At 38.1% G+C, this 20,111-nt stretch carries 9 protein-coding genes; 1 reads left to right on the forward strand and 8 read right to left on the reverse strand.

Annotated elements, in window-relative coordinates; genetic code table 11:
- Positions 1-631 precede the first annotated feature (631 nt).
- From J8M14_RS11040 to J8M14_RS11070, 7 genes are all read right to left on the reverse strand, one after another.
- Positions 632-4,462 carry a glycoside hydrolase gene (locus J8M14_RS11040; protein ID WP_211074671.1) on the reverse strand — a complete coding sequence of 1,277 codons (3,831 nt, stop codon included), beginning with the start codon at positions 4,460-4,462 and terminating at the stop codon, positions 632-634.
- Between the two features lie 269 nt (positions 4,463-4,731).
- On the reverse strand, positions 4,732-5,607 hold the full coding sequence (locus J8M14_RS11045; RefSeq protein WP_211074672.1) for a hemagglutinin protein: 876 nt from the start codon (positions 5,605-5,607) through the stop codon (positions 4,732-4,734).
- 2 nt (positions 5,608-5,609) lie between these two features.
- Positions 5,610-8,117 carry a tail fiber domain-containing protein gene (locus J8M14_RS11050; protein WP_211074673.1) on the reverse strand — a complete coding sequence of 836 codons (2,508 nt, stop codon included), beginning with the start codon at positions 8,115-8,117 and terminating at the stop codon, positions 5,610-5,612.
- Between the two features lie 316 nt (positions 8,118-8,433).
- Complete coding sequence (locus tag J8M14_RS11055; RefSeq protein ID WP_211074674.1) at positions 8,434-11,964, reverse strand: immunoglobulin-like domain-containing protein; 3,531 nt, start codon at positions 11,962-11,964, stop codon at positions 8,434-8,436.
- A gap of 179 nt (positions 11,965-12,143) precedes the next feature.
- Entirely contained in the window at positions 12,144-13,028 is an 885-nt protein-coding gene (locus J8M14_RS11060; protein WP_211074675.1) for a T9SS type A sorting domain-containing protein, read from the reverse strand.
- A 99-nt stretch (positions 13,029-13,127) separates the two neighbouring features.
- Positions 13,128-17,531: a LamG domain-containing protein gene (locus J8M14_RS11065; RefSeq protein WP_211074676.1), complete on the reverse strand. Its 4,404-nt coding sequence runs from the start codon at positions 17,529-17,531 to the stop codon at positions 13,128-13,130.
- Between the two features lie 534 nt (positions 17,532-18,065).
- Positions 18,066-18,578 carry a hypothetical protein gene (locus tag J8M14_RS11070; protein ID WP_211074677.1) on the reverse strand — a complete coding sequence of 171 codons (513 nt, stop codon included), beginning with the start codon at positions 18,576-18,578 and terminating at the stop codon, positions 18,066-18,068.
- A 184-nt stretch (positions 18,579-18,762) separates the two neighbouring features.
- Here J8M14_RS11070 and J8M14_RS11075 point away from each other — a divergent pair, with 184 nt between their 5' ends.
- The gene (locus tag J8M14_RS11075; protein WP_211074678.1) at positions 18,763-18,972 is read left to right on the forward strand and encodes a hypothetical protein; all 210 of its coding nucleotides are present in this window, start codon (positions 18,763-18,765) and stop codon (positions 18,970-18,972) included.
- A gap of 427 nt (positions 18,973-19,399) precedes the next feature.
- Here J8M14_RS11075 and J8M14_RS11080 read toward each other — a convergent pair whose 3' ends face one another.
- On the reverse strand, positions 19,400-20,098 hold the full coding sequence (locus J8M14_RS11080; protein ID WP_211074679.1) for a hypothetical protein: 699 nt from the start codon (positions 20,096-20,098) through the stop codon (positions 19,400-19,402).
- Between the last annotated feature and the right edge of the window lie 13 nt (positions 20,099-20,111).

Here is a 20,111-nt window from a genome sequence, read left to right on the forward strand (position 1 = left end):
TGTGGTAAGCGAATAAGTCATTATTCTAATTAATTAATATATGTAACCTAAAACTTCAAAATTTAATAGTTTACGATTACCAAGTTTTCTTGTATGTTTGATTTACTAAAAATAGGTATAGAAGTATTTAGTACCGCTATCTCTGGTTAAGAGGCTGGAAAGCTGAAATTGTTAAAACAGTAGACTATTCTAAAGTAAATACTCCTTAACGTACTCTTCAATATTCTTGAATACGGAAATCAAAAAGTTTGAATTCTGAGGGATCGGATCACGAATAAATCACAAAAATGTGAATTACAAGTGAGTTTCAGAAATGAAGTTCGCTTCTTTTTTGGAATAAAGTGAAGTGATTCTTTTTGTGAATCTTAAAGCGGAGTTTTGTCAAGAAAGATGAAATGAATCCTACCTATGTCACTCTATAATCAAATTATCACAATAAAATTAAAGTTTAACCCCTTTTGTTTGTGTAAAAATAGCTTATTGTCTAACACTATTAAGTATGTAGTACATCATTAAAAAACCACCCAATTTCTTGAGTGGTTTATAGTGTTGTAAATTAGGAATATCACAGCCCCTTATCTCCGTAATATATATCTACAACCTAACATTTTCAAGTATTTAAAGATTATATCTAATACTGCTCTCCTTTACCAAGATTAGGATTCATCATATTGTTGATATCAGTATTTTGAATTTGACCATTCATATCCATATCAGCGTTCTGATATCCTGAATTTCCCAGTAATTGTATTACTGCATTGATATCTGAGTTTTGTACCTGGCCGTTATTATCATGATCTCCCGAAATCATAGCATATTTACCATTAGCCAATAAAATTACTGCATTCGTTCCGCCCAAAACCACTGAATCTGCTGAACTTAAATCCACATCCGCAGGTGTAGAAGTTAATCCATAGGTAGTAGCAGATACAATTCCTAAATGATTACGGTGGGTTACTGCCACAAAATAATTGCCATAAGGAACATTAAAACTTATGGGGTCGGTTCCATTACTGTCTACAATGGTTCCGTTACGCTGTAATAATCCACTTTTACCATCCACTACCAAGGTAGCATCACTTGCTTGTCGCAGCTCTACCCAAACCCAGTCTACAACGGCATTGGTTCCCGTAGTATTAAAAACAGTTGCACTCGTTGTTGCAGCATCTGTATAGGGTGATGTAATAGGTATCGTTGAAGCTACTCTAAGGTCATCTCGCATTAAACTTTCTTCTCCTACATTAGGATTGGTAGCTGCTCCTTGCAAAAAAACGATCGGATTGATCTTACTACTGGTTTGAATACCTTCCATGACCAAATCATCAATCACTAGACCTTCTTGATTTATTACTGCATCAGAATGCAATCCTATTCTGAACAAAATATTGTCTGCTGTGGTGAGATCTGTTTCTCCCAGCAATGCATTTGCAGCAAAATCATATCCGTATTCGGTCATTGTTGCATTGGTTCCTGTCCATTGTGCTCCAGGACAGCCAAAACAATCTGAACCTTCTGTACGGCTGCTGTTATACCAATTGGGTTGACTATTGACAGATCCCAATGTTTCCCAGGACTGTCCTCCGTTTAGAGAATATTCTACATTGGCCCAGTCCCAGTTTCGTTCAAGGTCATAAGCCATTTGAAATTTTAATACCGGATTCTGAATCGTTGTAAAATCAAAACACGGAGTCACCAGAAAAGCATTGGAATTCTCCGGATAATTACCTCCCAGATTTGTCCCATACGCTTGTGTATCACTCGAAACGGTATTCAAAGTACCTCCATTTGGAATCCCTCTTTCCCAAACATTATTTTCTACAACTAATTCATCAGATTGATTTTCGAAGGTATTTATAGTATTGACTTCTCCCGGAGCGTTCATTGTAAATGAAGTAGCACTTTGATTATTCTGTGCATTTTCATCATTAGGTATGTTTACTGTAATGGTAATCGTATGCGCGCCTCCTGAAGGAGTAATTTCAGGTAAATCAATCGCTATTTCCTGATTAGAAAGTAAGGAACCATTCCACGTATAATTATTTGCTGTTCCACTGTCGATGGTATACGTAATATCGATCGTTGTGATTTCATTTTCGCCATTACTTCGTACTCTAATTTGAGGTACAACACTTCCACATCCTCTTGACGAATTATTAGGACTCGTGATCGCAGTAATAGCTACATCATCATTTAATAATTGAACTGGGATGGATGTTCGCCAGATTCCTCTACCATATGTGCCTGCAGTTAGCGTATTGTTGGTTAAGTTAATTTCGAGATCTTCAATTTTTGTATTCGGAAGCCCCGTCATAAAAGGCTCCCAATCCGGGCTACTATCATCCAAACGGTATACTCCTAAATCTGTTGAAACATAGATTGGATTCAATGGATGATTACCCTGATGTACAATCTCTGCAGGGTATTCTGTAGCCACAGGAAAGTTACCTGTAATATTGGTCCAGTTATATCCTCCATCTGTTGTTTTAAAGATTCCTTTATTGGCATAATCCCCATCAGTTGTAATCCACATAATATCAGCATTATCCTGATGGATCTCGATACTTGTTATAGAATTACCTACTACATTGGTATTAAAGTCCAGTGTTTGTCCTCCATCACTACTAACTCGAAGGTTCTGGTGGCTTGAAGACACAATTCTGTTAGGATCTGAAGGTGCAATTTCTAAAACATTCGTATAGCCATTCCACGCTCCGACTTGCTCCCAGCTTTCGTTTGTTCTGTTCAGTTTAAAAAGGTTATCCCAGGCAGCATAGACCTCGCCATTACTATCGGCAGAAAGCGGTGTTACCCAAACCCCATTACCTGCTCCCCCAGGTTTTGAAATCCAGGTATCAAATCCATCTGCACGATTAGAAATGTATAAGCGTCCACCGTTTTGAATAAATCCATAGTAGGTATTATCATCGGCAGGAGTAATTAAGCTGTTTACACCGTCTCCAGGGTGATATGCTCTGTATTCTCCATTAACTCCTACTCCAAAACCTCCATTGTCTTGTAATCCTCCGGCAATATTATCCGGGTTACCTTTGGCTACAGCTACATTAAAAAATTCTCCAATCTGTAAATCCTGGTAGTGTGGGGTAAAATTGACTCCGTTATCTTCACTTGAGTATATCCCTCCATCTGAGGCGACAAATACTTTTCCGTTTGCGACACGAATACTATGAATATCAGCATGCGTATAGGCTTCAGTTAAACGATCCCAGCGGTTTAATTTGGTCCAACTTTGCCCACCGTTTGTTGATTTCCAAACGTCCATGACTCCCACATAAATTTCATCTGCATTGGTATCAGAAACTCCCATCGCCATATTATACCAAACCTGGCCATTTCCGATCAAGGTATAACTATCTACTTCTCTGGTAGTAAAGCTTTGTCCGCTATCGGTAGATCTATATATTCCGTGTTGACGATTATCTGCCCCATCAGAGCTAAAAATGTATACATAGTTAGGATTTGCGGGCGTTACGTCGATAACCATCCTGAATGTATTGGTTGGTACCCCATTAGTTACCTGTGTAAAGCTACCACCACCATCTGCAGAACGGAAGAATGCTGTAAGACTCACTGCATATACTACGCTGGCATCTCCAGGTTTTAATCGTAAATCTTTAATATTATTTCCATTCAATGTTTGCGACCAGGTGGCTCCGGCATCTGAAGAAGTGAAAACACCATCGCTTGTAGCACACACCAATTTATTAGAATTATTAGGGTCTATAAATAGTTCGTGCAGTTGGGTTATGTTTCCGAGGGTATTCACATTTAACCCTGTTTGATTCCAGGTGACTCCGCCATCCAAAGATTTCATTACTCCGATCGTGGGAGTTTGATCTGCATCATCATCGCCTGTAGCAATATAAACGATATTTGAATTGTTATGATCTACTGCAATAGCTGAGACTCCTAATCTGGGCAAATTATCTGTCATAGGTGTCCAATTAGATCCTGCATTTATGGTTTTCCAGAGTCCTCCGTTTGGAGATCCTACGTACCAAATACTACTATTATTTGGATCAACAGTTATAGCGTTTAATCGTCCTTGTCCTGAGGGTTGTGCATTGGCCTGCACGTGATTATATGGACCCATAGGTTGCCAATTACTAAGGTCTGCCATCTTTGCACTTTTAGCACTGGCGCCAAAACGTTGATGTGCCTCCCAGGCTTCCCACATATCTTTTCCTGTTGGAAGACTGCCGTCAGCTTTTACCTGTCTCCCCCATAATTGCTCCCATCGTTTAAATGGTTTGTATCCACTACCTTTAGCATCCTTATCATGTGTTTTCCAATACGTATCAAACGCTTGTTGGATTTCAGAAAAAGTGGTTTTCCCAGCACTCTTTTTCTGTTGGATTCCCTGCATCCAGGGAGCATTAGGATTGAACTGTGCTATAGTCATAGCACTGTAGAATAACACTATAGATAAAGTAATTTTTTTCATAATGTCAGATTTGGGGTTAGCAAACAATTTGAATGAAATGTGGTTACACAATGCTCTAAAGGTCAGTTTGAGATGTCCTACGAGATTTTAGATCCTAATTATATGAGGGTTTCAAGCTATCATATTGAACTTCTCGAAGCGAATTATAGTTTCCAGCCACTTCGAAAAGCTCCATATGATTATCCAAACTTCATTTTTTAGAAGTCTTTTTTACATAAAGTTGAAAATGTATAGATATCAATCAAGATACTGCTTTACATTTTATAGTATTAAAACTGCTCTCCTTTACCAAGGTTTGTGTTCATCACATTATTGATGTCTGTATTCTGAATCTGTCCATTCATATCCATATCAGCTAATGAGTACCCTGATCCTCCTAATAATAATATCACCGAATTAATATCAGAGTTCTGTACCTGTCCATTTTCGTCAAAATCACCACCCAACATAGCAAATACACCAGTTCCTAAATCTATAACTGCATTGGCGCCACCTTGTGCAACAGTATTAGAACTACTGAAATCTAAGGTTGCCGCAGTAGAGGATAATGTCACTGTATTAGCTGAAAGGATTGCCAAGTGATTACGGTGAGATACCATTACATAATAATTATCTGCGGCCAGATCAAATTCGAGGTTAGAAACCCCATCCGTGCCAACAATATTTCCATCACGTTGGAGTAATGCAGATTGTGAAGCCAATACCTGGTTCGCATCATTTTTATCACGTAACTCTACCCAAACCCAGTCTACAATCGCGTCTGTTCCTGTTACATCAAAAACAGTTGCATTAGCTGTTCCCGCATCTGTATAAGGTGAAGTTGTAGGAATTGCCGTTGCCACGCGTAAGTCATCACGCATCAAACTTTCTTCTCCTGTATTTGGATTAATAGCTGCTCCCTGTAAAAACACAATAGGGTTGATCTTGATCGCTAACTGAATGTTTCCTTGTTGGAATCCCTGGTTGAGTGTAGTAGTTCCATCGGTAATGGTGGTAACTGCCAATTCTCCAATAGTAAAATCAAGGGTAACACCACCGTTAGTGATGGTGTTCCCTCCTGAACTGATTACTTGTCTTTCTATGCTTTGTGCCTGGGTACTGATCAAAGTACCTATGGCTATGATAGTTAGAAATATCTTCTTCATACCTAGTTCTTATTATAAGTTACCTGACTTTTCATCACAGCTTCTAAGGCTTGCAAACGCTTTTCTAATGAAGACATCCCAGAAGTTTCTGCTTTTAATTCTGAGATTTCTGTTTCTTGCTTTTCAATTAGTTTTTGCTGTTCCTTGATAGCTTCAACCAACACAGGTATTAATCCAGTATAGTTTACACTTTTAAAACCTTCTTTGTTTGTGGTTACAAGATTTGGAAAAATCTTTTCGATTTCCTGAGCAATCACACCATATTGAGTTCCGTCCGCAAAATTTATCTCCGCAAACTCATCTTTACGCATCTCGTATTGAACACCTTCGGTTTGTACGATTTTTTCTAAACTATTGTTTAGTGGTTGAATATTCTTTTTGTAACGACGATCTGAGATATTCGTCAGGTTTCCGGTATAATTTAGATCTCCGTTTACATTTAATGCATAGGTAGTTTCTGGTGTTGTGGTTCCTATTCCGACATTTCCTGAAAAAGCCGTGTTTCCATTCTTTAACATTACTAGCGCATCAGAATTAACAGGTCCATTCATATCAAATTCTCCATTACCGATCACAAATAAACGATCTGTATCTATGATAACATTTGGATCTCCTGCTGCAGCCGTATTTAAATATCCCAAACTAATCTGTCCGGCACTCTCTGCAGTAAGATTACCACCCAAAGTTACCGATCCTGATCCCGAGGCGGTATTTCCAATTCCTAAAGCGATCGAGTTATTTCCAGAGGCTGTATTTCGACTACCGAGTGCTACTGATTGACTTCCTGAAGCAACGTTCGTATCTCCAGCAGTTAAACTACCCAATCCAGATGAAGTATTATTTAGACCCATTGTTGCAGAATACCATCCGGTTGCTCTATTTACTTGTCCAAAACCAACTGAGAATAGCCCTAAATTAGCTTCGTCAAAACCACCGATACCATCTACCATATTTCCTGCTCTGAATGCTCCTCTACTTTTATCATAAAACATTCTGGAATTGTCATCAGCTCCAGCAATATTATCCAATTGTGTACTTCCAAATACAAAATCATCTGTAGCGATATCTCCAGGCGCATTGCTGGTTACATTACTTACCGTAGAAAACACAGTTACTGGTAATGCAGGTTGATCTATCCAACTATATACACCACTACCATCTGTTGCCAGTACTTGACCATTGTTACCTCCAACAGGTAATTCTATTTCATTGGTAGCACTTGCATCGGCATCATCGGTAGTTACCCAAGAATAGTTTCCCGAACCATCTGTACTCAATACAAATCCATTGGTTCCTCCTGCGGGTAATATATCATTGCTTATCCAGGATAATACTCCTGAACCATCGGTAGAAAGGACTTCTCCATTGTTTCCTCCGTTAGGAATGGCATCTGCCGCTGGAGTTACCCAAGTTACATTTCCAGAACCATCCGTTTGCATAATTTGATTGACAGTACCGTCTTGTGCTGGTAAAGTAAAAGCTGTTCCCGCTCCCTGATTATCTCCATCAATGGTTAAAGTACCATTTAACGTAGTATTACCGTTCTTCAGCATCACCAAAGCATCACTATTTAAGGCAAGGTTGATATCTTCCTGACCATTACCAATTACAAATAAACGATCTGTTGGCACCCAAGTATCTAAAGAACCAGAAACAAAATTACTGTATTGACCTAATTGAATTTCGGCCATGGAATTTGCATTCAATTGTCTTCCTATTGCAGTAGAATTTACCCCATTAGCTCTGGCATTTATACCAAAACCTCTTGAGAAATCTCCAAAACCACCTGCGTTGGTTCCGAAAGCAAATGATTCATTTCCAGTAGCGTTGGCATTACGACCTACTGCAAAAGAATTGGTTCCACTGGCTCTACCACCTTCTCCAAAGGCTGTAGAATAGGTTCCTACATTAGCTTCATCCCATTGAGTTTGTGATGTATATCCTGCTCTAAATGCTGCTTTACTTTTATCAAAGAACATTCTATTTCCAAAGGCTGCATTAAAGGAACCATTGTTATCTAATTGTGATGATCCGAAAACAAAATCGTCCGTGGTTATGTCTCCGTTGCTGTTACTGATGACGTTATTGGTATAATCAAAAGGACCGGCGTTAGTTGCGTTGTTACTATTCAATGCATACATAGCATACGGAACGAATTGTAATTTTGAAGTTCCAATTTGGGTATAGGTTGTTCCTCCTGTGATGTCTACCTGAACATCAATCCACTGGTTTTGTGTACTCCAATTGATTGCCTGAAAATTGGCTCCGGATGTTCCTCCTCCTACTAAGAATGTAATCACACCTTGGTCATTGGATGTTACAGTATGTACTTCGTTATAAACTACACTACCGGATGGACTTCCTTCTATAATTCGTACTAAGACGCCTACTGATTGGTTTACTACCGGATCACCGGCAGCGTCTCTTACTACTGCTTGATAATTAAAGTTTTGAGAAAACCCAATACCATAACATACCACAGCTATTAAAAAGCATATAATTTTTTTCATGTTGTATATGTTTATAATGTTTCTTTTAGTTTTAGATATATGGGGTTGCTATGATACAACCCCTATATCCCGCATTGTTATTGCGTATCACGGCCCCTTATTTCCGTGATATGTTGTTATTTATCCTTTTAGTATTTCAAGTATTCCAAGAAATAGTGAGGTATATAAAGCGACCAGGGTAAGACTCAACCTATATTTCGCTATCATCTTTTTCATTTATTATGGGGATTTAAGGCTTTTAGAAATGTCCCAACCTGCTAGTAACAGGTTGGTGACTTCTCTAAACATTTTAGTATTTGCGCATTTAAAAAAGTGATTACTTTTTCTTTAAGAATTGTATCGTTTTTATGGCAGAGCCTAATGTAACTCTTACTATATATACACCATCTTGAAACTCTGAGGCGTCAATGGTTTCTGAGTTATATTCACTAATGCTCTTAATCAACTTTCCTTCTATGCTATAGACTTCAACAAGATCTACTGGCTCAGAGATTCCTGATATTGCAAATCTGTCCGATACCGGGTTTGGATATAGCTTCACCAATTCTAACTTGTTATCATCTATTCCTAATGGTGGTACCACATTTACGGTTCTTGTTACTTGTACTGCAGCATTACTAGCAGCATCAGTAACATTATACGTTACAGTATAAGAACCAACGATAGAAGTATCTACAGGATTCACCACCACAATACTAGCAGTAAGGTCTCCATCAAATGAATCAGTAGCGGTAGCACCGGCGTCGGTATATGGCTCTCCTAAAACTACTTCTACAGGATTAGCGCCTAACAACGTAATCATCGGAGCTGTGGTATCTGCAACGGTTACTTCTCTGGTTACCTCAACAGCATCATTACCTTCGTTATCACTTACATTATACGTTACTGTGTATACTCCTGGCACCGAAGTGTTAACAGGATTTACTACTACAATATCTGCTGAAATATCTCCTTCAAATGAATCATTAGCTGTCGCTCCTGCATCTGTATAGGTGCTTCCTGCTTCTACGGTGATAGCAGCTGCACCATTTAAAGTAATCACTGGTATTGTTGTATCAGCTACAGTTACTTCTCTGGTAACTTGTGCTGCATTATTTCCTGCCGCGTCGCTTACATTATAGGTTACTGTATATATTCCTGGTACTGCAGTATTCACTGGATTTACTGTTACGATATCTGCAGTGATATCTCCATCAAAAGAATCGCTAGCTGTTGCACCGGCATCGCTATAGGTTCCTCCTGCCTCTACTGTTATAGTCGCTGAACCAGTTAAAGCAATCACAGGGATTGTTGTATCTGATACAGTTACCTCTCTAGTAACCTCAACAGCGTCGTTTCCTGCTGCATCACTAACGTTATAGGTTATTGTATATACTCCCGGTACAGCTGTATTCACTGGGTTAACTGTTACGATATCTGCTGTGATATCTCCATCAAATGAATCACTAGCGGTAGCACCAGCATCGGTATAAGTACCTCCTGCTTCAACAGTTACCGTAGCTGAACCAGTTAAAACAATCACCGGAATCGTGGTATCTGATACGGTTACTTCTCTGGTTACCTCTATCGCATCATTACTATTGGCATCACTTACATTATAGGTTACCGTATATACTCCTGGTATTGCAGTATTAACCGGGTTAATGACTACAATATCTGCTGTAACATCTCCATCAAATGAATCGCTTGCTGTAGCACCTGCATCAGTATATGTACTTCCGGCTTCTACAGTGATTGCTGCGGCACCATTTAAAGTAATTACAGGTGCAGTATTATCTTGTACTATTACCGTACGGGTTCTTTGTACAGCTGGATTTCCTGCTGCATCACTTACATTATAGGTAACAGTGTAGCTCGTTAACACAGAAGTATCAACTGGATTTACTGTTACGATGCTTGCTGTAATATCGCCATCAAAAGAATCACTAGCAGTTGCTCCTGCATCGTTATAAATACTTCCCCCTTCAATAACCTCTGTCGGACTACCTAGTACCGTAATCACAGGAACTGTTGTATCAGCTACCGTTACTTCTCTGGTTACCTCTACAGCATCATTTCCTGCTGCATCGCTCACATTATAGGTTACTGTATATACTCCTGGTACTCCAGTATTTACTGGATTCACAGTTACAATATCTGCTGTGATATCTCCATCAAAAGAATCGCTAGCTGTTGCACCCGCATCGTTATATGTACTTCCTGCCTCTACCGTTACAGTCGCTGAACCAGTTAAAGCAATCACAGGAACTGTGGTATCTGATACAGTTACTTCTCTTGTCACTTCAACAGCATCATTTCCTGCTGCATCACTTACATTATAGGTTACTGTATAGACTCCAGGTACCGCAGTGTTTACTAGATTTACAACTACAATACTCGCAGTAATATCTCCATCAAAAAAATCACTGGCAGTAGCTCCAGCATCAGTATAAGTACTTCCTGCTTCTACTGCCACAGTAGCTGAACCATTTAAAGCTATTACAGGAATTTGAGTGTCTGCTACCGTTACTTCTCTGGTCACTTCTACTGCGGCATTCATTGCTGCATCACTTACATTGTAGGTTACTGTATATACTCCCGGTATTGCTGTATTCACTGGATTTACGGTTACGATATCTACTGTGATATCACCATCAAACGAATCATTAGCTGTTGCACCAGCGTCCATATAAATGCTTCCGGCTTCAACGGTAATCGTAGCTGCACCATTTAAAGTAATCACAGGAATTGTTGTATCTGCTACGGTTACTTCCCTGGTCACTTCTACTGCAGCATTCATTGCTGCATCGCTTACATTATAAGTTACGGTATACACTCCAGGCACCGATGTATTTACAGGATTTACTACCGCAATACTTGCGGTAAGGTCTCCGTCTACGATATCGCTAGCTGTTGCTCCGGCATCAGTATATGTGCTTCCTGCCTCTACAGTTACGGTAGCAGCACCGTTTAACACAATTGTAGGCCCTGTAGTATCTACTACGGTTACCTCTCTGGTTACTTCTGTTGCTGCATTTCCGACAGCATCACTTACATTATATGTTACTGTATATACTCCAGGTATTGAAGTGTTTACCGGGTTTACTGTTACTATATTAGCGGTAATATCTCCATCTACATTATCACTGGCAGTTGCTCCTGCATCTGTATAGGTACTACCAGCCTCAACAGTCTCAGTAGCATTACCCAAAAGAGTAATTACAGGTGGAGTCGTATCAATTTCTGCTCCGGAAGAATCAAAAGTGTCATTAAACAATTGAGTTCCCGGATTATTAGTACAATCAGGGAATCCTCCAGAACTAGGACCACAAGCTGTAAAGAATTGGTCTAAGAATACAGCACCCGTTTCAAAAGTAATCATAGGATCCTGACTAATATCAGCATATTTAATTTTTAAATGAAATAACTGAGTAGGTGTAGCAGTTACATTGTTTGCAACTATAGATCCTGCACTTACTCCTTGCTGAAAGGATAAAGAAACTCTGGAATCCACATTATCATTTTGTATAAAATCTTTATATACAGTTACCTGAAAAGGAGGGTTACCTACTACTGCTCCCAAAATAGAGCCATTAGGCTGTGTATATTCAAGATTTCCTCCAGCAGAAACATTGGTTCCAAAGGCAGCTGTATTATAATTGATATACAACTGTCCTGATCCTAGTTTAAAATCTACGGTACTAGAAATCAACACATCTACTTCATAGAAGTCATCTACACCATCATTGGTGTTTTGAGCGTTGGCAAAGGTAAAATTGATGTCCTGTGCCTGAACACTTATCAATCCTGACACAAGGGCTAGTGCCAAGGTTAAGTTCTTAATAAATCTGTAATAATTTTGTTTCATTGTATATACATTTAAGGGGTTATAGGTTTTATGGTTTATTTATATTTAAGCGGTTTTACTACCTTCTTCATTGGTTAGTACAGCTAAGTTTTAGGATACCCTATTTTTATTTTCATTTTTTCGATTAAAGACCTAAACTGTATCGTCTCATAGGAAAAAAGCAATAAAAAAGGATGAGGTTACTGGCGTATTAGTTTGTAATTTTTCTGTATTCCTTTTGCATGTATCTGCACGAAATAAACACCGGCCTGTAATTCGGATACTGTAATAGTATCCTCAAGGTTATAATTCGGGATGTGTTTAATTAGTTTACCGTTAATGTCCAGGATATTTATATCCATGGTGGTAGCATCTAGTCCTCTTACTATAAAATATTCTTGGGCAGGATTTGGGTATAGATTTAATGTATTTAGCTCTTCTTCAATAGGTGCAGGTTTTAATGATGCTCCAGAAGAATCGTATGTATCTAGGTGTAATTGTTCTCCCGGTAGATTTGCACAATCCGGGAAACCAGCTTTTACTCCACTCTTAAGCATACTGCCACAGGCTGTGAAAAATTGATTTTGATATACGTCACCTTCTGCAAAAGCCACCATAGGATCTTTAGTAAGATCAACATATTTCATTTTTACATGAAAAAGAGGTTGTGGAGTTGGGGTTACGTTTTCTCTGGTCATTGATTCGGCACTGACTCCTTGTTGGAAAGCAAAAGAAACTCTTGCCTTTGTATTATCGTTTTGTACAAAACTTTTGTATGCAGGAAAAGTATATTTTTCTCCAACAATGTATCCAGCTTCATGATTGTATTCAATGCCTCTTGCTTTGGAAATGTTTTCTCCAAAAGCTTCTGGGTTATACGTAAGGTATAGTTGTCCCGAACCTAATTTAAAAGCTTCTGAACTTTGGATCATAACATCTACTTCATAGTAGTACTCTCCATTTTCAATGGTTTTTTGCGCATTAGCAAACGTAAAGTGGATATCCTGAGCCTTCACATTCATTGAAGTAACTAGTAATGTTACTATGAATAGACATGTCGATTTTATTGAATTAATATGTTTCATATTTCTGGATTTTTAAAAGAGGTGTTTTTCATTTCCGGTTTTAGCAGGTGTTATATTTATGTAGTATACAACCCGCTATCCATGGTGTTTTTAATTAGTTTAGAACTGTTCTCCTTTTCCAAGATTAGGATTCATAAGCGTATTGACATCCGAATTTTGGATCTGCCCATTCATATCCATATCTGCTTTATTGTATCCTGATCCACCCAATAACTGTATTACGGCATTGATATCTGCGTTTTGTACTTGCCCATTCTCATCTTGGTCTCCTACTGGAATCGAAAAGATCCCACTACCCATATCAATCACTGCATTCGATCCGCCCTGTAAAGAAGTAACAGAAGCAGAAAGATCTACAACCGTATTCATCGATGATAAGCTATAGGTATTAGCAGAAAGTACACTTAAGTGATTACGATGTTTGAACGCTATATAGTAATCATCAGCTTGTTGAACGAAAGAAAATGGTGATACTGCATCAGTATCTACAATATCCCCATCGCGTTGTAGCAAGGCGGATTTGCCTTCGATGATTACTGAAGCATCACCAGCATCTCTTAGTTCTACCCAAATCCAATCTACGATTGCATTAGTTCCTGTAGTATTCAATACAGCTGCATCTATTGTAAGTCCATCAGCATAAGGACTAGTAGTAGGGATCATTCCGGCTATACGCAAATCATCACGCATCAATGTTTCTTCACCAGTATTTGGATTGGTAAACGTTCCTTGTAAGTATATTTTTGGAGTCATTACTATCATACCTGCATTTATAGTAAGAGATTGTACCACATCTGCGGCAGCATCGTAATTAGCATTTCCGATCTGGGAAGCGGTGATACTTACCGTTCCGGTGCCAACTATCGTTACTGTATTTCCGGAGATTGTTACCACATTGGTATCAGAGCTCACAAATGTAACTGTATTGCCTGAAGCTCCTCCGGTTGCCGCAAGGTCAAAATCTGCATCACCAAAAGCTACATCTGCCAACGCATCAAAAGTGATAACTTGAGAAGCTTTATTTACTGTCAAACTCTGCACTGCATTCGGTGCAGGCAAATAACTAGGATCTCCAGTTTGTATAGCTGTAATAGTAATACTTCCTGCGCCTACAATCGTTACTGTATTTCCAGAAATAGTAGCTATCGAAGTATCTGAACTCTCATAGCGTATAGGCAAACCAGAACTTGAAGTCGCCGTCAAATCAAATGTTGTATCTCCAAAGGTTTTATCAGTTAATGCATTGAAAGTAATGGTTTGTGGTACACGAGTAACAAATCCAATTTCAGAACCATCTACATAGTTACTTGTTGTTCCGGTTAATGCAAACCTATTGAAAGTCGCATGATTCCCAGCAATACTTTGGTCGGGTACCTGTGTTATTCCTGTATTATCGCTGTTAATGGTTCCTTCATTGAAGTTATAATACAAAACAAGTCCCTCTTCAGAGCCTTGAAGCTCTACATTTTTATAGTCATTAATTTCTGCATCTGTTCTGGCTACATTCCAAAATCTAACGTCATCCATTGCTCCGTCAAACGGATAAGGGTCACTATTTGCATTTCTACTTGCTCCTATTAACAATGGTTCTGTGTTAGCAGATAATGCACCTACACCTGTACTAAAGGCTACTTCTACACCATCAATTAAAATAGATGCTTTATCATTGGTACCATCTAACTTTACAGCAACATGATGCCAGTTCCCAGAAGTTAAAGACGACCAAATATAATCTGTAAATCCTGCACCAAAACCAGGATGATAAAAACGCATTGTTTTATTACCTGCATATACCATTAGACCATAGCTATCTGTGTATCTTGATTTTGCAAATAGCGCTCTCCAGCCAAACCCAGCATTTAGCACATTCAATTGATCAAAATTAACCCATGCCTCATAGGTAAAGTGATTTGTAAAATCTAATGAATTATCATCAGGTACAGATAAATAATCATATTCTGTAAAATTTATTGCTTGTTCAAAGTGCAATGCAGGTGCAGGTGCAATTACAGTAAATAATGCATCCTTGGTATTCATAGTATAGTTAGCATCTTCGGTAATGGAAGCTCTAATAGTGAAAGTACCTCCATCACCTACTGTCCATATTGAATTATTTGCCCCAGATAACGTATTACCATTTGGTGCACTTCCTTGTATCGTATAACTAATGGTACCTGTAGAAGCACTTGCTCCTGACCCCACAATTTGAGCTGTAGCTGAAAGTATCTGATCTGGAGCACCTAAAGAAACAGAAACAGGATCAAACTGGATAATTGGGTCCGCTTTATTAATGGTCATGGTAGCTTGCGCCGTGCCAGGATTGTAATTAGCATTTGCAGCTTGATCTACCTGAATAGTTACAGTCCCTGAATTACCTACAGTAACTGTACCGTTAGTAGATACAGCACTTCCTCCGTTGGTTTGACTTACTAAAGAATATGTAAGATCTCCTGCTGAATTTGTAGAAGCATTTGCATTAAAAGCTGCATCTCCGTATGTTTTTATGATGTCATCAAAAGTTAGTGTCGGGCTAGGCTTTATATTTTGTTGTGAAAATGCATAAGCTGCAGTATTATAAAATATTGCACCATCTATTGTTGAATACGTGTAAATCGTGAAGTAGTACGTAGTGGATGCCGATAATCCAGAAATTCGAATATTTGGTAGTACCGATGTTCCGGCATAAATAACTTGTTCACCTCCACCATAAGTTGTACTAGTGCCAGGTAGAGATCCGCTTCCATCTACTGGAGTAGTGAAAGAATTAGTTGTATTCATTTTGATTATATGTCCCGTTGCTCCAGCTGCACTTGTAAAAGACTTGAAGTCCATAAATGTATCTCCAACTTCAAAGAAGATAGCGTCGCTTGCTATGGTCTGTACCGCGCCCAGTGTTGTTGCATTGGCTTCTACACCCGTTGACTCAAAATTACCGCTTCCTGCACAATTCCTGTATGCAAATGCTTTGAAGTAATAGGTTACTCCTCCATTACTATTATCAAGGTTGGTGATTAAAGTATTAATAGTTGAAGAAGTTCCCACATAGACTACCTGTTCACCACTTCCTGCATACACTGTATTTGCACTTGGCAATACTCCATCAGCAGGATTTGTAAAACTATTAGTTGTATTCATTAGTACAATATATCCATCAGCATCGACTACATTAGAAACTGAAGATAGGTTTATAGAACTATGACTTGCATTTGTTAGCGAAAGTGCTGTGGGAGAAGTTGGAGCACCTGCACAGATAGTTAGTGAAGTGCTTACTCCTGTTGTTTCTATATAGTTAATACCACCGCACGTTTCATATGAATAACTTTTGATATAATACGTGTTTCCTGATATAATCCCTGTTCCGCTAATCGTTGTATTAGGAGCAGTAGTGTTTCCTGCATAAATGGCTTGCTGCCCAGTTCCATTATAAGTAGTGCTAGTAGTAGGTATAGCAGTTGGTGCTATAAATGTATTGGTATCATTAAGGTAGGTTATATAACCTGTTGCTCCACTAGAAGCTGCTCCAATCGATTGTAAGGTAATTGAGGTTGATGATGGTGAAATAGCTGTAACGCTTGTTGGAGCGGAAGGAGTGACACCACAAGTCTGAGACGGAGTAGTTGTGGTACCAGTACCCATTTTATGTAAACTCAAACAGTTTGTATACGGCGTTACTTTGAACGTATAATTCGTACCTTGACTTAAGCCAGACACATTAACTATGCCAGGAGAAGTAAGGTTTGCTACTACCTGATTTCCTGAACCCCCAAATACAGTATTTGGTGTACCTGTATAGGCTTCATCGTATTGATCAAATAGATGAACAAACGTATTGTTATCAGAAATTTGAACAATATAACCATCGGCATCACTTACAGCCGGAAAGCTATTTAATTGTAGACTGGTAGCACTTGTCCGTGTAGTACCCGAAAGTGCGGATATTGTTGGTGCATTACAAGGCACTATAACATTTTCTCGGGGTTCACCTGGAAATCCACAAGCATCAGCAGCTGGTGGTCTTTCTGTAATTCCTATAGAATAAACTGTTGGTGTTGGATTCGTTGATCGTATTCTTAAATATGTATAGGCACCAGTAAAAGAAGATGTGTACTCAAAAGCAGCGCATTCGGAAAAAGGAGGCGCAAAAAAAGTAGATTCTGTTCCAGCATACACTCCTGTAGGGTTACCAATGACTCCTCTTTCTACAGTTATTCCAGCAGGGATGTCTCCATCAAAAAACACCCACCATCGATTGTCTCCACCAAAATTCATAGAAAAATCATACCCAATTAACCAGTAGTCATCATCACCTGAAGATATGGTTCCGGAAATGATAGATGGTTGGTAAATGCGAGATTGTAAACTTGCAACAGCATTAGTAACAGTATTATTTGGCTCGACTTCAGAAATAATTTGCGCAAAAGTACTGAAGGTTCCTGCTAATAGAAGCAGCATCATATAATATGCTTTTCTAAAGGCAACTACTTGTTGATAAAATTGTTTCATAATAAAAAAGGGGATTAAATTTGAGGTTTATATGTAGGTCTTAATATTCTACGGTAATCAATGCTTAATTAATTGGTATCTGTTATTTGAAAATATAGTGCTATGCATCAACAGAAACTTGTTGAAGAACTCATTAAAGATTGTTACAAATACTAAAGGAGTAATTTTTTTCATGATACTAGGGGCATTAGTTTATGATTATTTCAATTTTATTCTTGTGATGAAGTGATTCTAGATCATCTCATTATAGGTAGTACAGTTCAATTTTGATATACCCTATTTTTAGTTGCAATTTTTCGATAAGAGGCACTATAAAGGATCTCATAGTGGTAAAAAAAGAGTAATAAAATAAGAAGTCCATAGGTTATAAGGTTTTTAGATTTGGGTGGTGTAAAAGTATTTTATTGTTGTTCTATACGCTAAAAAACTACCCCTACAAATACCCCTACAAAGCTTATTTTCTAGCTATATCAGTAGATTACAGGCATAAAAAAAGCCGCATAATGCGGCTTCTTACTCCATGAATTATTAATATTAAGCAACCTCTTCTTCTGAAGTGGTATCTCCTTCATCTGCGGATATGGTAGTATTCCCTCTACGGCTCCTAAATAATAGTTTCATATCATTATAAACCGTTTTAGATCCTGGTTCATCTTCTTCTGCTAAAAATCTTATCTTTCTATGAAAACTTAACGCATTAGAATAATTATCGTGATCTAATAATGTTTTGGTATCTACCAGCTGCTGAGTATAATTCTCTAATAACTGAATCATCTCCTCTACTTGCCCCCGAGTTACATAATCTCTATCAAACCTGTCTTTATCCAAAAAGCTCGGAATCCAATCAGGATGTTGTTTCATATAGTTCTTTGCTTTATCCACTAACAGCTTATTCTGATTGGCAATACGGCCATACTTAGTACGCTCTTCTGCTGTAAGATTCACTGTTTTTCCTTCAAGAATTTGCTCAATCCCTGTTAAATGTCCTGTTAACGCAGTTACTTCTTCCTCAGTAAAACTTACGTTGATTAAATTTTTTAATGACATACTTTAAAAGTTTTTAATTAATAATTGATTTCACTTTGTAAAGTCTACCATCACTTTCTTTAATACAACCCCTGGTATCTATCGAATGCGTCCAGACAATGGATACTAACAATCAATATCGCTGAATGTGATATCAACTTTACTGCCATATATTGGTCAAGAGTTGTTCCAAAATTTCAACTATTTGAATTTTCAAAAAAAACTGAAAACATATTTCAGCCTTAACGATATCACAACCAAATATTTACATACACAACAAAACCATTATAACAACCCTTACAAATTGACAATTCTTCATTATTTTAACAATTATAATGATATTCACGCAGGGGTTGCCATTATGTTAGAAATACCTCAGAAGTATGTTCGTAATGGTAAACTACCATTTTTCTGATGATAAGGAGGTATATTGATTAGGGTTCATACCCATACCCAGGAGGGGTCAAAGCCATCTTATAAAGGGTTCTGTCAGATCTTTGTCATATCCATCAACCCTTGCTGTCATACTATTAAAGAGTCTTGTTGAGGGGTCAAGGCTATTTCGGAAATAGCTCCTACCCACTAGAAACATAGCTCTGAGGTAACTCAGAAATAGTTATGAACTATCTTAAACATAGCTCAGAGGTAACTCTGTAATAGTTCCTACCTATTAGCGACATAGGACTAAACCATCTCAGAAATGGTTATGAGCTATTATATGAATAGGTAAAAAGTATATCTGAAATAGATGTTTGGCTATATAGAAATATCCAAAAAACTACTCTTTCAACAGTATAGAAAGAGTAGTTTTTACTTCACACACATGGCTCGCCAAAGCGATATTAATTTGTTCTAAAATCCCACACTCTGCCTATAGCAACTCCTTGTTGATCATCTTTAACCACAACTCGCCAATAATAAGTTTTGTTAGCAGAGACTGCAACATCAAAAGTAGATACTTCTATATTTTCTGCTACTAGCGAAGGTGGATTGGTTTCTCCAAAATATACATCAAACAACAATGGATCTTGATCAATATCTATTGCATTCCAATCTAAAGTTGCTGTACTCCCTGACACGGTTGCTCTTAGAGCCGGAGATATGATTTCTGGGCCATAAGGTATAGTATTCACCCCAGCATCAGGCTCTGTAAAAAAAGATTGAACCTCTGAGTATTGACTTTCATTTTGCTCGCTGTCAATAGCCTTTACTCTCCAGAAATAAGTCGTCCCTTTTTCAAGATTAAAAGTCCAGGTAGGCTCTGAGGTTGTTATCGAAAATAATATATTCGAAAATGTATTATCATATGCCAAATCAATCTTATAAGCAATTGCATCTCCATCGATATCTATTATTCTACTCCATTCAAATACTAAATTAAAATTAGTACATTCTAAATTATTAGTTGGAAATATCAAACCTGGAATCGAAGGGATATTATTTTCTGTATCAGGAATCTGGATAACATTTTCAGGAAACTCTTCATTACTGCAAGAGATAAAAAGTATCGAACTGAATATTAGGATATATATGTATTTCATCTGTTTCATTATT

The sequence above is a fragment of the Aquimarina sp. MMG016 genome, from assembly GCF_018100805.1.
Classification (GTDB): Bacteria; Bacteroidota; Bacteroidia; order Flavobacteriales; family Flavobacteriaceae; genus Aquimarina.

Bases quoted from the DNA above. Each gene is read 5' to 3' on its own strand.
- J8M14_RS11040 (WP_211074671.1), bottom strand. From the start codon at position 4,462: ATGAAAAAAATTACTTTATCTATAGTGTTATTCTACAGTGCTATGACT.
- J8M14_RS11045 (WP_211074672.1), bottom strand. From the start codon at position 5,607: ATGAAGAAGATATTTCTAACTATCATAGCCATAGGTACTTTGATCAGT.
- J8M14_RS11050 (WP_211074673.1), bottom strand. From the start codon at position 8,117: ATGAAAAAAATTATATGCTTTTTAATAGCTGTGGTATGTTATGGTATT.
- J8M14_RS11055 (WP_211074674.1), bottom strand. From the start codon at position 11,964: ATGAAACAAAATTATTACAGATTTATTAAGAACTTAACCTTGGCACTA.
- J8M14_RS11060 (WP_211074675.1), bottom strand. From the start codon at position 13,028: ATGAAACATATTAATTCAATAAAATCGACATGTCTATTCATAGTAACA.
- J8M14_RS11065 (WP_211074676.1), bottom strand. From the start codon at position 17,531: ATGAAACAATTTTATCAACAAGTAGTTGCCTTTAGAAAAGCATATTAT.
- J8M14_RS11070 (WP_211074677.1), bottom strand. From the start codon at position 18,578: ATGTCATTAAAAAATTTAATCAACGTAAGTTTTACTGAGGAAGAAGTA.
- J8M14_RS11080 (WP_211074679.1), bottom strand. From the start codon at position 20,098: ATGAAATACATATATATCCTAATATTCAGTTCGATACTTTTTATCTCT.